Below are 12,165 nucleotides of genomic sequence, written 5' to 3'. Positions count from 1 at the left end.
GGTCACCGTCCCGTCCGGTTGTGGGCGGCACCGTGGTTCGCGGTGTAGCCCTCGACCAGGGCACGCACCTGGCTGTCGCCCGTGGCGGTCGCGGTGGCTCCGCAGTGGCAGACGGCCGATCCGGTGGCGGGAGTGTTCGGGGAGGGCTTGCTGACGTGGAGGCCGGGGCGGACAGGGGTGGGGGTCAGGTCGGCCATGGCGCTCAGGCCCCGATCCGGGTGTGGGCGCGGGCGGGGGTGTTGGTGTGGCCGGTGCCGTGGCAGGCGGGGCAGTGCGCGGTGATGGTCTGGCGCTGCCCGTCGGGGGTGGTCTGGCCGGTGGTGATGGTGACGGTGGGGAAGCCGTCGCAGTGGCCGCAGATCGGCCGGAGCGGGGTGTGCTGGGGCATGATGGGATCTCCCTTTCGGGTCCGTTGGATCTGGAAATGGGATGGGCGCCCGGGGCGGCGGAAACTTGGCGGTTGAGGCCGCCCCGGGGGCTGTCAGCGGTTGTTCGGGCGGTTGAGCAGCGAGCGCAGGACCACGGCGCAGACCGCGACCGAGACGGCGGTGATCGCGGTCGCGAGGAGCATCGAGACCAGGACCGTCCCGATGATCAGGACCATGGCGGTCCCCGGCGGCGGCGACGAGGAGCGAGCCCGGGGTGAGCTGAACGGTGGGCCGGGCGGGCGGAGCAGTCGGGACCGGTGCCGGGGCCGGGGGCGTCGCGGGGGTGTGGTGGCAGGTGCAGGCCGGGGGGTGGGTGATGCCGGTGAGCGGCGGGACGAGGGACGTTCCGGGGGTGGGTGCGGTGTCCGGGGGCGGGATCTTCGGGGTGAACACGGATGCCTCCTGTCAGGGGTTGCAGCGGTGGGTGCGGGCGGCGAGTTCGGCGGCGGCGCGGCCGTGGTAGTCGGCGGAGAAGTCACAGCCCGGGGCGGTGCAGGCGGCGACGTGCTTGGTGCGGCCCCGCCCGTCGTAGTGGGTGCCGACCTGAACGGGGCCGATACGGAGCACGTTGGTGAAGCGGTTCGGACGCGGCATGGGTCAGCCCTTCCGGCGCAGGCCGCCGGGGAAGTCCCGGGCAACGGTGGCGTTCTCGGCGGGGGTGTTGGCGCGGTGGTCGGCTTCCTCGGCCAGCAGGGAGGCCAGGCCCGGGTTTCCGGCGTCCAGTTCCTCCCGGGCGGCGGCGAGGTAGTCACCCCGAGTCGAGTTCGGTTCCATGGCCAATTTCCTTTCTGATCAGGCGAGTTGGGCGGTGATGGCGTCGGCGAGTGGTGCGGGGACGCCGAGGCGGGCGCGCAGGGTGGCCGAGTCGATCCGGGCACCGGTCGTGGCCCGGTGGGTGTCAGCGAGCTTCCGGGCGTGATCCAGCAGTGCCGGCGGAACAGCCACGGGAGGAACAGGAGCCGGAGCAGGCGTCCGTGCGGGCTCGGCAGCCGGTGCCGGCGGGAGTTCGGGGGCCGGTTCGGGAGCCCGCTCCACCGTCACGTCTGGGACCAGATCAGGGGCCGGGGCGACTGGCGGTGCGTCGGTCGACACGGGCTCGGGCTCGGTGGGCGCGGTGGTGGGTGTGTGGACGAGGAGGGTGCCGCCGAGGAAGGCGAGGGCGGGCCAGCCGGCGACGAGGATGCGCAGCCAGGCCGGGACGTCGCCCAGGTCGAGGAGTCCGGCGGTGGCGACGTTCGCACCCAATGAGGCGGCGAGGGCGATGACGAACCAGACCCATGCGGCGCGGTTGTCAGCGTTGGTACGCATGCGCCGCCAGGCGGCGACCAGGAGCAGGTCCACGCTGACCGGGTAGGCCCAGGCTTTCCAGCCGTCCTGCCCGGCGGCTTCGGCCAGGTCGTGCAGGTGCGCGAAGGACAGGGCACCGGCGATGACGGCCTGGACGAGCACCGCGTCAATACGGATGCGGGACATAGAGGTTCACCTCCTTTCAGGGGTGGTCCGGTGCCGGGCGGGGAACGGGGCCGCCGCCGGGCACCGGGCGAGGAAGGGACGGTCAGGCGTCCGGGGCGAGGCCGGAGCCGAGGCAGTTGAGGCAGAGGCCGTCCTGCTGTCCGACCGGGCGGCGCTTGCGTCCGACGTGGACCGTGGCGGCGACCATCCCGGACCCGTCGCACGGCGAGCAGACGATAGGCGCGGGCGGGGTGTTCTTCGGGGGCTTGGTGGTGGTCCGTCGAGGTGCCATGGCGGTGGTTCCTTCCGGTTCCGGGCATGGGCGGGGTAGGGACCTGGCGTGAGACGGTCACGCCGACCGGGCGGAGCAGGGGTTGTTACTCGGTGACCGGGCGCGGCTTCAACAGCGGCATGGCCGGTGCCGGCGCGGCGGGCACGACCGGGCGGAACGGTGCGAGAGCGGCGAGGTGCGGGGTGAGGTGGGCGAACTCCCGGCAGACCGCGACCGCTTCGGCCGGGGTCATGGCGGGGGTGCGGATGCGGGACCAGCCCCCGGAGGAGTCGCCGGCCACCGCGACGCCGGGGCGGTCCGGGGCGATGGTGGTGGCGGCGAAGACCGCTCCGGGGGCGATGTCCCCGAGTGCCATTTCGGCGGTCTGCTTGTCGTTGACCCGGTGCACCACACGCCCGGTGAGTTGAGCGCGCAGGGCGGTAGCTCCCTTGCCGAGGTCGGAGCCGAAGCGCTGCCCGCACACCTCCAGGAAGATCCCCACCGCACGGGCCATCTGCGCGAGCCGGATCATCCGCATCACCATCCGGTCCCGCCGCTCCTCGTCCTTCTTCGCGGCGACGAGGAACAGTTCCGCGACCTCATCGACCAGGACCACCAGCGGCACCGGCCGAAGCTTCGCCGGCAGGCCCCACATGTCCGGCACACCGTGAGAGCTGAGGAGGTCGAAGCGCTCCTCCATCTCCCCCACGAGAGCTTCCAGCAGCCCGTCAGCCTCATCCGGAGTGACCGCCAGAGCGGAGAGGCGGGGCGCGTAGCCGCGCTGTTCGACACCCCGCTTGCAATCGATCCCGACCAGACCGACCGGAAGCTTCGCCAGCTCGGAGATGAGGTTGCGCTGATACATCGACTTGCCCGACTGGTTCGCACCGACCGTCAGGGCATGCGGGACCTTCTGATAGTCCCGGACGAACGCCGTACCGTCCTCCCGCAGAGCGACCGGAACGACCAGCGGACCGGCGGTGGTGTTGCGCGGGAGCCGGCGGGGCATCTTCACGCGGCGCAGCACGTCGTAGCCGGTCATCCGCAGTTCCACGAACCCGGGCTTCACCTCCACCACATGCACCGAGTGGACGCCCCAGGCGTGCCGGAGACGTTCGGAGGCGGCGGACACGTCGGCAGGCTCCAGACCGGCCGGGAGGCGAAGCGTCGCCCGCATGCCGGTGGTGGAGTAGCGGACCCGGCGGACCTGCGGGGAAACCGGCTGGACGTCCTGCCTGCGGGCGACGTTGCGGACCATGAACGCCCGCAGGCGGGACGGCTGGACCGTCAGCCCGCACACATCCATCGTCGCCCGGTACGTCACCGAGAACCGGACCCGGGCGACCGGGGCACCCACCAGCGACCAGAACACCCGAGGAGACCGGGCCTTCGCGTAACCGAGGCCACCGGCAGCCGATAAGGCCCCCGCAACCTCGATCACCGTGGACAGGTCCGACATGATCAGGCCCCCAGCGGAGTCACAGCGACCGCGCGGAAGCTGATCCCGTGCCGGGTCTGGCCGTTGAACGTGTTCTCCCAGTCCCGGGCCTTGAGGCCGACCACCGTGACCGGGGTGCCGGGGGCCAGGTTCTCCGGGACACCCGTGTTCGGCACGGTCACCTGGTACAGGTTGCCCTCACCCTCGTCCGCAACCAGCAGACCCACCGTCGCGAGCGGGGCACCGGTCTCACGGTCGATCGCGATCTCACCGGTCTGCTTGCTCACGAGCTTCGGCGTCGGAGGCGTCGCCACGAACACGACAGCGGTCGAAACGTCGATCTTGAAGGACGGCATGAGCTTGCTCCTCAGACAGAGGTGACTGACTTGGCTAGCCTTCTTGGCTGCATGACCAACGTAAGCAACATGGCTAGTCATGTCAACACCTGACTGTCTTGGCTGTCCCAATGTCAGGGCCGCCGCGTACCATCGCCCCATGACCTTCGTTCCCGATCCCCTCGACCCAGACGATGACCGGCCGCCCTACGAGCAGGTAGCGAGCAGCCTCGGAGCAGCAGTCCGGACGAGGAAAATCGCACCAGGGGAGAAGCTGCCGTCACAGAAGGAACTGACGGAGCACTACGGCTTCGCGCGCGCGACCATCCAACGCGCACTGCGGGACCTCGAAGACGAAGGGCTAGTGGTCTCCCGCAAGGGAAGCGGAGTCTTCGTCCGCAGCCGGACGGAACGGCCGGCGGGGCTACGCCCTTATGTAGAGCAGGCCTTTGCCGCCACGGACGTCACCATCGACTTCGCCGGGTTTTCCAGCGAAACCCTGCACGGAGCACTGCAAGAGCCGTTGGACAAGATCCGGATCGGCAGGCTGACACCGGCAAGCATCAAGGTCCGCATACTCGTTCCGGACATGGCTGTCCCCCAGGCAGCTCCAGTCCGCCGTGAGGACTGCGGCGATGATGAACGGCTCCGGTCTCGCATGCACGACATCATGGTCGGGTACGCCCGCAGCATCCGTGACTCAATGGCGGAGCTGAGCCACCTGGGCTTGGTCCCCGAGACGAGCGTTGACGTGCGAGTCCACAGTGGTACGCAGTTCTTCAAGCTGTACGTGATCAACGGAGCAGACGCCTTCTTCGGCTACTACCCGATCAAGCCCAACAAGGTTGTGGCGCAGGGCGATCCCATCGAAATCTGGGACCTGGTTGGGAAGGACACCGTCCTCTTCCACCACTCGGTCAACGACAGCGAGTCGTCTAGCGGCACGCAGCAGGTCCAGCAGGCTGGAATGTGGTTCGACAGCGTGTGGAACAGCATCGCGAGGGGATTCGACCTTGATGGACACTGACGACCTGGCCGCAGCGCTTGCCAGCAGTACCGTGGTGCTTTTCGACTTCGACGGTCCCATCTGCGATGTGTTCGCGGGGCGCCCGGCGGACCAGGTTGCAAGGGATCTCACCGAGCTTGCAACCGAAAGCAACCCGGAGCTGGAAGGGAAGCTGTCCGGCATCGATGACCCCCTGGAGGTCCTGCGGCTGACGCATGAAGCGGATGATGCCGCTGGACTGGCAATCGAGAGGGCGCTCACCACAGCCGAGGTAGAGGCTGTAGAGGTGGCTGGAGACCCGGTTACCGGGGCCGTTGCCTCTCTGAAGGCAGTTCGAGCGTCGGGGAGGGGGGCGGCGGTGGTGAGTAACAATTCTGCGGAGGCCGTCAGGGCATTCCTTGATCGACATGGGTTGTCGGAACACGTGCTCACAGTCGTTGGAAGGCCCGAAGGGCATCCGGAGCTGATGAAGCCGAACCCTCACTCGCTGATCGCAGCGGCTGAACGTTTGGACATCGACGTCTCCTTGTGCGCCTTGATCGGCGACTCGCTGACAGACATCCAGGCCGCCCACGCGATCGGTAGTACAGCCATCGGCTTCGCCAACAAACCGCACAAGCGCCAACTCTTCGTCGAGGCAGGAGCCGAAGCGGTTACCGACTCCATGCAAGCCATCGCCCAGGCGATCAGCCCCCAGCCGGGCACCTGACTACTCGCGTCGCCCGGAGTTGTTACAGGTTTCTCTACCTCATCAAGGCACCCGGCTGCGCTCCGCTCCGCCGGGCGCGCTTCCCGGCTCTGGCTGCGCCCGCGCTCCTGCCTTCGGCCCGCTCGGCGCTGCCGCCGCCGACGCGCGCCCGCAGTGGATAGGCCCGTGGGGCATGAGCCGAGAACCAAGCCCGCGGCTTCAAGACGATGCCTCCGGCGGGGGCGCAAAGACCCCGGGATGGACGGGGCACCGTTCGCGAGTGCCGGCCGGAGCGTGGCGAGCGTCGTGGGGCTCCCATCCCGACCACCTTCGACCCAGGCAGAGCCGAGCAGTCGCGGCCCAGGGCGTCAAGGTCGTTCGTACAGTGGCGCGCTCCACCTTGACGCCCTGAACCACGACCGCTCCACGGTGTGTGGGTCGAAGGCGGACGGGATGGGAGCCGAGGTGAGTGGTGGGTTGATGGGTGCGAGGACGCTTTCGGCCTACTGACCTCTACAGGTTGTGAGTCAGCCTCGTAGCCTTGGGACTTCAAGCAGCGTGTAGTAAAAGATCTCGCCAGACTCGCCAGGCCTGTGTGGCGCCTCAATCGGCTCCCAATCATCAGCTAGAGCCTCAGGTACTGCTAGCTTCAAGATGAGGGGATGGACGTCCGCCGGCGCGGAGCCGACGACCCTCAAGCCAAGGTAGAGCTCGTCGAAGCTGCCGACAGCGGTGTATACAACCGCCTCAACTGCGGTGCCGAAAGCCTCGCCACGAACGGGGCTCCCAGCACTCCCTCGCGCTTCCTTGACCAGCTGTGGGACACTCTCGCGCGCATCCTGCAGGAGCCGATAGGCGCGCTCAGTCTCCAAGCGAAGCTGATCAGCGTCTCGCGGCAGAAGATGCTTGCTGTACGTCCGCTTGCCCGGCTCCAAGTCCTGGCCAGCACGGTTGAGATCAGTGCGCTTTCGCGTGCACCTGTCACATAGCTGACGATAGAAGTCGTCGCGAGCTCCAGCAGTTCGCTGCCCGGCAGCTACAAGCCACCCGAAACCGAGGTTCTGGTCTTCCCAGACTGCTCCGCGCCAGCGCGAGCCACCCGGCTTGCACTTCAGCAGCACTACATCATCAATGCTGGCTATCTTCTCTGTCGGCGCCACATCAGCCTGCTGTTGGGCGCGAGCGACGAGAGGATGATCCAGCTCGTGTAGTGGAGTCTCTGGCGGCGGAAGATCAAGACCAAGGTCTTCTTGCACGCAACGCAAAGTAGGACGAAGGCGGGGCCTGGTCACGTACTTACAGACTCCGCTCAGGCAGCACCGACGCGACGAAGATCCTCGATTGACGCCCCGGTGAGCAGCGCAAGGTACGCACCATCACTACCGTCCAGGCGATCAAAGGCAGCCCTGATGTCTTCGCGCGCACGACGCTCGCCGGCCGTCGGCTCCCCGATACCTTTCGAGAGCTCGACTCGGCGTGCACGGGTACGCTCGCGCACCTGCGGATCCATCAGAGTCGTCATGCGGTAAGAGTACGGGACTGAGCGGCTCAGCGCACCCCCCTAGCGTCGCTTGCCCCTCTTTAGACAGGCGAGCATTAAGTAAAGATAAAGCAAAAAAAACTGCACCGCGATCTGTCCACGATACCCGCCGTGCTACGCTCCGTGATCGAAGATCAGCGTAGCGACGGAGCGTAGCACGGCGGGTATCGTGGACACTTCTCCCTTTAACCGAGAGTTACTACTTGGCTGTGTTCCAGAGGAGCAGATGGTCGCTCGACTCCGGACATCCACGAGATTCAGGACTGATTACAAAGCTAGCAGGTTCAGTCGCTACGTCCTAGACACAAACGGACTGCTAGCGCCTTTCCGGCCGTCTCGTCAGGCCCGCCCGTGTGCAGGGCTTCGCGCCCCGGGGCCGTCTCAGGGCCGTAAGAGGGTACTCAACGACGACCAACGCTGACAGGAACTAACAGCTAAACCGCAGCTCGCAGCGTTGATCGACTACATCGCCGCAGGTCACAGACCAAGCTCGTCACTTCTTCGGCTTCTGACCCACCTTCACGGTCCACTTGCTCCCGCACAGCGCTCCCTCGGGGTGAGCACTGTGCGGGAGTAAGCTTCCGTCATGGCCAGCGATACGGACCGCCTCGCGTTCGACGTCTTCTCCCGGGAGTGCCCCTCGCGCTCCACGCTGGAGCACGCCACCGGGCGCTGGGGCAGCCTGACGCTCGGCGCCCTGTACGAGGGAAGCCTCCGGTTCAACGAGCTGCGCCGCCGGGTCGACGGGATCAGCGAGAAGATGCTCTCCCAGACCCTCCACGCGCTGGAGCGGGACGGGCTGGTCCTGCGGGAGGCCCAGCCGGTCAACCCGCCCCGGGTGGACTACGAGCTCACCCCGTTCGGCCGCGAGGTCACGGAGAGGCTCCTCGGGCTGATCCGGTTCGTCGAAGGGCGGATGGACGACGTGCTGGCCGCCCGTACGCGTTACGACGAGGCGCGCGGCGGGCGCTGACAGCGCGGGCAGTAGTAGCTGGAGCGGTTCATCCAGGCGCGGCGGCGCATCGGGGTGGAGCACCGGTGGCAGGGCTCGCCCTCCCGGCCGTACGCGTCGAGCGACCGGTCGAAGTAGCCGGACTCGCCGTTCACGTTGACGTACAGGCTGTCGAAGCTGGTGCCGCCCTGGGCGAGTGCCGCGTTCATGACGTCGCGGGCGTGACCGAGCAGCTCCGCGGAGCTGGGGCGGGTCAGGGTCGCGGTCGGCCGGTCGTAGTGCAGCCTGGCGCGCCAGAGCGCCTCGTCCGCGTAGATGTTGCCGACCCCGCTGATCAGCGACTGGTCGAGCAGGGCGCGCTTGACCGTCGTACGGCGCAGCCGCAGCGCGGTGTGGAACGCGGCGTCGTCGAAGAGCGGGTCGAGGGGGTCCCGGGCGATGTGCGCGATGGTGTCCGGCAGGCCGTCGGGGGTGTTGTCGTGCAGCGAGAGCCCGCCGAAGGTGCGCTGGTCGACGAAGCGCAGCTCGGTGCCGAGCGCGTCGTCGAACCGCATCCGGACGCGCAGGTGCTTCTCGTCGGGCGCGTCCGCCGGCCGCACCAGCAGCTGTCCGCTCATGCCGAGGTGTCCCAGCAGCGAGGCGGAGGCCTCGTCGATCGGCACCCAGAGGTACTTGCCGCGGCGCATCGGCGTCCCGAAGCGGACTCCGCGCAGCCGGGCGGCGAAGTCGACGCCGCCCGCGAGGTGCCGGCGGACCGCGCGCGGGTGCAGGACCTCGACGTCGCTGACGGTGCGGCCACTGACCCAGCGTTCCAGGCCCCGGCGGACGACTTCGACCTCGGGCAGCTCAGGCACGATGCACTACTCCAGACACGACGACGGTAGTACGGGAGCGGTTCTTCCGGAGAGACCGCTCCCGGGGACAGGGAAAACCCCCCGGTGCGCATGGCACCGAGGGGTTCCCGTTTCGCTTCAGGCCGGAGCGGCGTCCGTGTGCGGCGACGGATCGGCAGGGGTGTCGGCGGCCCCTCCGTCGGCCGCGGACTTCTCCGCGGCCAGCCGTGCCTCCGCGGCGGCGCTGATCTCACGCCAGGCGGACTCGGCCGCCTGCTGCTCCGCTTCCTTCTTGCTACGGCCGGTGCCGGTGCCGTACGAGACACCACCGACGCGAGCGGCAGCAGTGAAGGTCTTCTCGTGATCCGGACCGGTCTCCGTGACGAGGTACTCGGGGACTCCGAGGCTCTCGCTCGCGGTGAGCTCCTGGAGGCTGGTCTTCCAGTCCAGGCCGGCACCGAGGTTCGAGGACCTGTCGATCAGCGGGTCGAAGAGCCGGTGGACCAGCTCCGAGGCCGCGCTGAGGCCCTGATCGAGATAGACCGCGCCGATCACTGCTTCCAGTGTGTCGGCGAGGATGGAAGCCTTGTCCCGGCCCCCCGTGCCCTCTTCACCGCGGCCGAGCCGGATGAAGGAGCCGAGTTCGAGGCCGCGGCCCACTTCCGCAAGTGCACGCGAGTTGACCACCGCGGCCCGCAACTTGGCCAGCTGGCCTTCGGGCAGGTCGGGGTGGGTGCGGTACAGCGTGTCCGTGACCACCAGGCCGAGCACCGAATCCCCGAGGAATTCGAGCCGCTCGTTGGTGGGCAGACCGCCGTTCTCGTATGCGTACGAACGGTGGGTCAGCGCACGCACCAGAAGGGCGGACTCGAGGTGATACCCGAGCCGCCCTTCCAGAAGCGTGTGGGACGAGGCTGTGTTGACGTTGTCTGCCTGCTTCTTGGCGCTGGACAACTCAGACATCGGGCCTCTCACCAGCCGCTCAGACCTCGAGGACCTGGCGCTTGTTGTAGGTGCCGCAGCTCGGGCACGCAATGTGCTGGAGCTTGGGCTCCTGGCAACGCTCGCACGAAACCAGGGTGGGGACCGCAGCCTTCCACTGCGACCGGCGGTGGCGCGTGTTGCTGCGCGACATCTTCCGCTTCGGAACAGCCACGGCTACTTCTCCTGCTTCTCGTCGACGCCAGGTTCGGCGCCGCCCATGTTGTCCTTCTCGCCGTCCTGAACGGTCTCGGCGAGTCCTTGCAGTGCCGCCCAACGAATATCGAGGGCGTCGTGGTGATGGTCCGGATTCTCGTCCAGCCTGATTCCGCATTCGGAACACAGACCGGCGCAGGTCTCCTTGCACACCGGCTGCATGGGCAGTGCGAGCACTACCGCGTCACGCAGCATTGTCTCGAGGTCGAACAAGCCGTCCTCGAGGAAGAACCTGTCCTCGTCGTCCTCGGCGTCGTCGGCCGGTTCCGCCGCACTGCTGCGGCCCCGGTCATCGGCGTCAGGGTACGAGAACATCTCCTGGAAATCCGCGTCGACCTTCACGGTCAGCGGCTCCAGACACCTTACGCACTCCCCCTCGGCGGTTGCACGGGCGGTGCCTGTGACAAGCACCCCTTCCATGACCGATTCGAGGCGGAGGTCCAGCTCCACGGGTGCGCCTTCCGGCACGCCGATGACGCCGTCGATGCCCAGGACCGGTGAACCGGGTGCGTCCACCGTGCGGGTCAGCCGCTTCAGGGCACCGGGACGCCGACCCAGCTCGCGCGTATCGAACACGAGAGGATTGCGGTGGTCGAGGTGGCCGTTCAGGGCTTTTCCTGCTTTCGAGATCATGGGTGTCGTACTGCGAAGGAAGGGCCGTCTACGGTCCGGGGACGAGCCGTCTCCGTTCCGTGGACGAAACGGGCAGCCGAGATCGCGGACCTATGTGCGACCGAGGATTCAGGATACTGGACGGACCGCTCAGCACCCAATCGGGTCAGCCCGCCCGGGATCAGCGGCCCTGTTCGTACCGGCGCAACTGTTCCAGGTCGATCATGCTGGTGTCGAAGAGACTGGTCTCGTCCAGCGCGGCACCACCCTGCTGGTCGGCCGCCTGGGGCTGGGACTGCTGGGGCTGCGGCTGGGCCTGCTGGGGCCAGCCGTAGTCCGGCTGGGTCCCCGGCGGGGGCGGGTACCCGTTCGGGTCGTAGCCCCCCTGCTGCTGGTACGCCGCGTACGGATCGGGCTGCTGCTGGTAGCCGTACGCGTCCTGGACACCCTGCTGGAGCGGCTGCTGCGGCTGCTCCTGATAGCCGTACGCCGCCTGCGCGTAGCTCGGCTCGCTCTGCGGCGGCGCGGGGTACTCGGGCTGATGGGGCGGCTGGGGCGCCTGGCGCGGTTCCGGGGCGAGCTCGGCGAGGCCGGCCAGGTAGTCGGCGTCGCTGGTGTGCCCCTGGTCGCCGGCGGCGTCCTGGGCGGCCATGTGCGCGCCGAGGTCGTCGCTGGCGACCCGGCCGTGCAGCTTCTGGCGGCCCCGGCCGACCGCCTCCAGGGTCTTCGCGAGAACGGCCTCGAAGGCGCCGAACTTGGCGTCGACATAGGCGTCGGCCCGCTGCCGCAGGGTCTCCGGGTCGGCGCTGCGCTCGGGAGCCTCGGCGAAGTCGGGGTCCTGGTAGCCCTGCTCGTCCAGGCCCTGACCGCGACCGAGGAGCTTCTCGCGGCCCCGGTCCACGGAACCGATGGTCTTGGTGAGGACGACCTCGAAGTTGGCGAGCTTGCTGTCCACGTAGTCGTCGGCCTCGGCCCGGACCTCCTCGGCCTCGCGGCGGGCCTCGGACAGGATCCGGTCGGACTCACTCTGCGACCGGCGGGCGACCTCGGTCTCGGAGATCAGCGAGGCGCGCTGGGCGTGGGCGGACTCGATGATCCGCTCGGCCTCCTGCCGGGCCTGCACGGCGAGCTGCTCATGGCCGCCGATCAGCTCCCGCGCCTGGGCGAGGGAGCCGGGCAGGGCCTGGCGTACCTCTTCGAGCATGGCGAGCAGCTCGGCGCGGTTGACCACGCACGAGGCCGACATGGGCATGGATCGGGCGCTCCCGACCGCTTCGACGATCTCGTCGAGCTTCTTCTGCACGTCCACCGTGTGCTCGCCACTCTCTGCTGCTCTGTTGAAGCTGCTGCTCCGTTGGAGACGGACGGGACGACTGTAAGGCCAGTCGGCCGCCGCCCGACACCTGGTGACGG

General features: G+C 68.4%; 18 protein-coding genes and 1 pseudogene. 3 read left to right on the top strand and 16 right to left on the bottom strand.

From position 1 onward, the window contains the following. Positions 1-2: 2 nt before the first annotated feature. From AB0F29_RS13035 to AB0F29_RS12995, 9 genes and pseudogenes are all read right to left on the bottom strand, one after another. The gene (locus tag AB0F29_RS13035; protein ID WP_361870878.1) at positions 3-197 is read right to left on the bottom strand and encodes a hypothetical protein; all 195 of its coding nucleotides are present in this window, start codon (positions 195-197) and stop codon (positions 3-5) included. Between the two features lie 5 nt (positions 198-202). After that, positions 203-388 (bottom strand): hypothetical protein, encoded by a 186-nt coding sequence (locus tag AB0F29_RS13030; RefSeq protein ID WP_361870875.1) that lies wholly within the window; start codon positions 386-388, stop codon positions 203-205. A gap of 93 nt (positions 389-481) precedes the next feature. Then, a pseudogene (locus AB0F29_RS13025) lies at positions 482-821 on the bottom strand (SpdD protein). A gap of 12 nt (positions 822-833) precedes the next feature. Continuing rightward, positions 834-1,022 (bottom strand): mobile element transfer protein, encoded by a 189-nt coding sequence (locus AB0F29_RS13020; RefSeq protein ID WP_030119692.1) that lies wholly within the window; start codon positions 1,020-1,022, stop codon positions 834-836. 3 nt (positions 1,023-1,025) lie between these two features. Next, positions 1,026-1,202, bottom strand: a complete 177-nt coding sequence (locus tag AB0F29_RS13015) for a hypothetical protein (RefSeq protein WP_361870872.1) — start codon at positions 1,200-1,202, stop codon at positions 1,026-1,028. 18 nt (positions 1,203-1,220) lie between these two features. Further along, on the bottom strand, positions 1,221-1,901 hold the full coding sequence (locus AB0F29_RS13010) for a DUF2637 domain-containing protein (RefSeq protein WP_361870869.1): 681 nt from the start codon (positions 1,899-1,901) through the stop codon (positions 1,221-1,223). Positions 1,902-1,983: 82 nt separating this feature from the next. Beyond that, positions 1,984-2,172 carry a hypothetical protein gene (locus tag AB0F29_RS13005; RefSeq protein WP_361870866.1) on the bottom strand — a complete coding sequence of 63 codons (189 nt, stop codon included), beginning with the start codon at positions 2,170-2,172 and terminating at the stop codon, positions 1,984-1,986. Positions 2,173-2,257: 85 nt separating this feature from the next. Further along, positions 2,258-3,610 carry an FtsK/SpoIIIE domain-containing protein gene (locus AB0F29_RS13000; protein ID WP_361870864.1) on the bottom strand — a complete coding sequence of 451 codons (1,353 nt, stop codon included), beginning with the start codon at positions 3,608-3,610 and terminating at the stop codon, positions 2,258-2,260. A 2-nt stretch (positions 3,611-3,612) separates the two neighbouring features. Next, positions 3,613-3,945: a hypothetical protein gene (locus tag AB0F29_RS12995; RefSeq protein WP_007452857.1), complete on the bottom strand. Its 333-nt coding sequence runs from the start codon at positions 3,943-3,945 to the stop codon at positions 3,613-3,615. A gap of 139 nt (positions 3,946-4,084) precedes the next feature. Between AB0F29_RS12995 and AB0F29_RS12990 the strand changes: the two genes are divergently transcribed. Both AB0F29_RS12990 and AB0F29_RS12985 read left to right on the top strand, forming a co-directional pair. Further along, on the top strand, positions 4,085-4,951 hold the full coding sequence (locus AB0F29_RS12990; protein ID WP_361870861.1) for a GntR family transcriptional regulator: 867 nt from the start codon (positions 4,085-4,087) through the stop codon (positions 4,949-4,951). Then, positions 4,941-5,639 (top strand): HAD family hydrolase, encoded by a 699-nt coding sequence (locus AB0F29_RS12985; RefSeq protein ID WP_361870858.1) that lies wholly within the window; start codon positions 4,941-4,943, stop codon positions 5,637-5,639. Before AB0F29_RS12990 ends, AB0F29_RS12985 begins: the two co-directional genes overlap by 11 nt. Before the next feature lie 506 nt (positions 5,640-6,145). Here the strand turns inward: AB0F29_RS12985 and AB0F29_RS12980 are convergent. Together AB0F29_RS12980 and AB0F29_RS12975 are read right to left on the bottom strand one after the other, a co-directional pair. Continuing rightward, positions 6,146-6,874, bottom strand: a complete 729-nt coding sequence (locus tag AB0F29_RS12980; RefSeq protein ID WP_361870855.1) for a hypothetical protein — start codon at positions 6,872-6,874, stop codon at positions 6,146-6,148. Between the two features lie 53 nt (positions 6,875-6,927). Beyond that, the gene (locus AB0F29_RS12975) at positions 6,928-7,140 is read right to left on the bottom strand and encodes a hypothetical protein (protein ID WP_361870852.1); all 213 of its coding nucleotides are present in this window, start codon (positions 7,138-7,140) and stop codon (positions 6,928-6,930) included. A 604-nt stretch (positions 7,141-7,744) separates the two neighbouring features. Between AB0F29_RS12975 and AB0F29_RS12970 the strand changes: the two genes are divergently transcribed. Beyond that, positions 7,745-8,131: a helix-turn-helix domain-containing protein gene (locus AB0F29_RS12970; RefSeq protein ID WP_361870848.1), complete on the top strand. Its 387-nt coding sequence runs from the start codon at positions 7,745-7,747 to the stop codon at positions 8,129-8,131. Here AB0F29_RS12970 and mutM read toward each other — a convergent pair. From mutM to AB0F29_RS12945, 5 genes are all read right to left on the bottom strand, one after another. Further along, complete coding sequence (mutM, locus tag AB0F29_RS12965; RefSeq protein ID WP_361870845.1) at positions 8,104-8,964, bottom strand: bifunctional DNA-formamidopyrimidine glycosylase/DNA-(apurinic or apyrimidinic site) lyase; 861 nt, start codon at positions 8,962-8,964, stop codon at positions 8,104-8,106. The two genes, AB0F29_RS12970 and mutM, sit on opposite strands and share 28 nt — an antisense overlap. 117 nt (positions 8,965-9,081) lie before the next feature. Beyond that, positions 9,082-9,906 (bottom strand): ribonuclease III, encoded by an 825-nt coding sequence (gene rnc, locus AB0F29_RS12960; RefSeq protein WP_018960751.1) that lies wholly within the window; start codon positions 9,904-9,906, stop codon positions 9,082-9,084. A gap of 19 nt (positions 9,907-9,925) precedes the next feature. Beyond that, positions 9,926-10,099: a 50S ribosomal protein L32 gene (gene rpmF, locus AB0F29_RS12955; RefSeq protein ID WP_003965982.1), complete on the bottom strand. Its 174-nt coding sequence runs from the start codon at positions 10,097-10,099 to the stop codon at positions 9,926-9,928. Positions 10,100-10,101: 2 nt separating this feature from the next. Further along, entirely contained in the window at positions 10,102-10,773 is a 672-nt protein-coding gene (locus AB0F29_RS12950) for a DUF177 domain-containing protein (RefSeq protein ID WP_361870842.1), read from the bottom strand. Between the two features lie 160 nt (positions 10,774-10,933). Then, positions 10,934-12,061 carry an ATP synthase F0 subunit B gene (locus AB0F29_RS12945; RefSeq protein ID WP_361870839.1) on the bottom strand — a complete coding sequence of 376 codons (1,128 nt, stop codon included), beginning with the start codon at positions 12,059-12,061 and terminating at the stop codon, positions 10,934-10,936. Positions 12,062-12,165: the final 104 nt, after the last annotated feature.

The sequence above is a fragment of the Streptomyces sp. NPDC026589 genome (assembly GCF_040638385.1).
GTDB lineage: Bacteria > Actinomycetota > Actinomycetes > Streptomycetales > Streptomycetaceae > Streptomyces.
Note: the sequence above shows the minus strand (reverse complement) of the source record. Positions and strands in the feature narration are given on the sequence as shown.

Bases quoted from the DNA above. Each gene is read 5' to 3' on its own strand.
- AB0F29_RS13035 (WP_361870878.1), bottom strand. From the start codon at position 197: ATGGCCGACCTGACCCCCACCCCTGTCCGCCCCGGCCTCCACGTCAGC.
- AB0F29_RS13030 (WP_361870875.1), bottom strand. From the start codon at position 388: ATGCCCCAGCACACCCCGCTCCGGCCGATCTGCGGCCACTGCGACGGC.
- AB0F29_RS13020 (WP_030119692.1), bottom strand. From the start codon at position 1,022: ATGCCGCGTCCGAACCGCTTCACCAACGTGCTCCGTATCGGCCCCGTT.
- AB0F29_RS13015 (WP_361870872.1), bottom strand. From the start codon at position 1,202: ATGGAACCGAACTCGACTCGGGGTGACTACCTCGCCGCCGCCCGGGAG.
- AB0F29_RS13010 (WP_361870869.1), bottom strand. From the start codon at position 1,901: ATGTCCCGCATCCGTATTGACGCGGTGCTCGTCCAGGCCGTCATCGCC.
- AB0F29_RS13005 (WP_361870866.1), bottom strand. From the start codon at position 2,172: ATGGCACCTCGACGGACCACCACCAAGCCCCCGAAGAACACCCCGCCC.
- AB0F29_RS13000 (WP_361870864.1), bottom strand. From the start codon at position 3,610: ATGTCGGACCTGTCCACGGTGATCGAGGTTGCGGGGGCCTTATCGGCT.
- AB0F29_RS12995 (WP_007452857.1), bottom strand. From the start codon at position 3,945: ATGCCGTCCTTCAAGATCGACGTTTCGACCGCTGTCGTGTTCGTGGCG.
- AB0F29_RS12990 (WP_361870861.1), top strand. From the start codon at position 4,085: ATGACCTTCGTTCCCGATCCCCTCGACCCAGACGATGACCGGCCGCCC.
- AB0F29_RS12985 (WP_361870858.1), top strand. From the start codon at position 4,941: ATGGACACTGACGACCTGGCCGCAGCGCTTGCCAGCAGTACCGTGGTG.
- AB0F29_RS12975 (WP_361870852.1), bottom strand. From the start codon at position 7,140: ATGACGACTCTGATGGATCCGCAGGTGCGCGAGCGTACCCGTGCACGC.
- AB0F29_RS12970 (WP_361870848.1), top strand. From the start codon at position 7,745: ATGGCCAGCGATACGGACCGCCTCGCGTTCGACGTCTTCTCCCGGGAG.
- rnc (WP_018960751.1), bottom strand. From the start codon at position 9,906: ATGTCTGAGTTGTCCAGCGCCAAGAAGCAGGCAGACAACGTCAACACA.
- AB0F29_RS12950 (WP_361870842.1), bottom strand. From the start codon at position 10,773: ATGATCTCGAAAGCAGGAAAAGCCCTGAACGGCCACCTCGACCACCGC.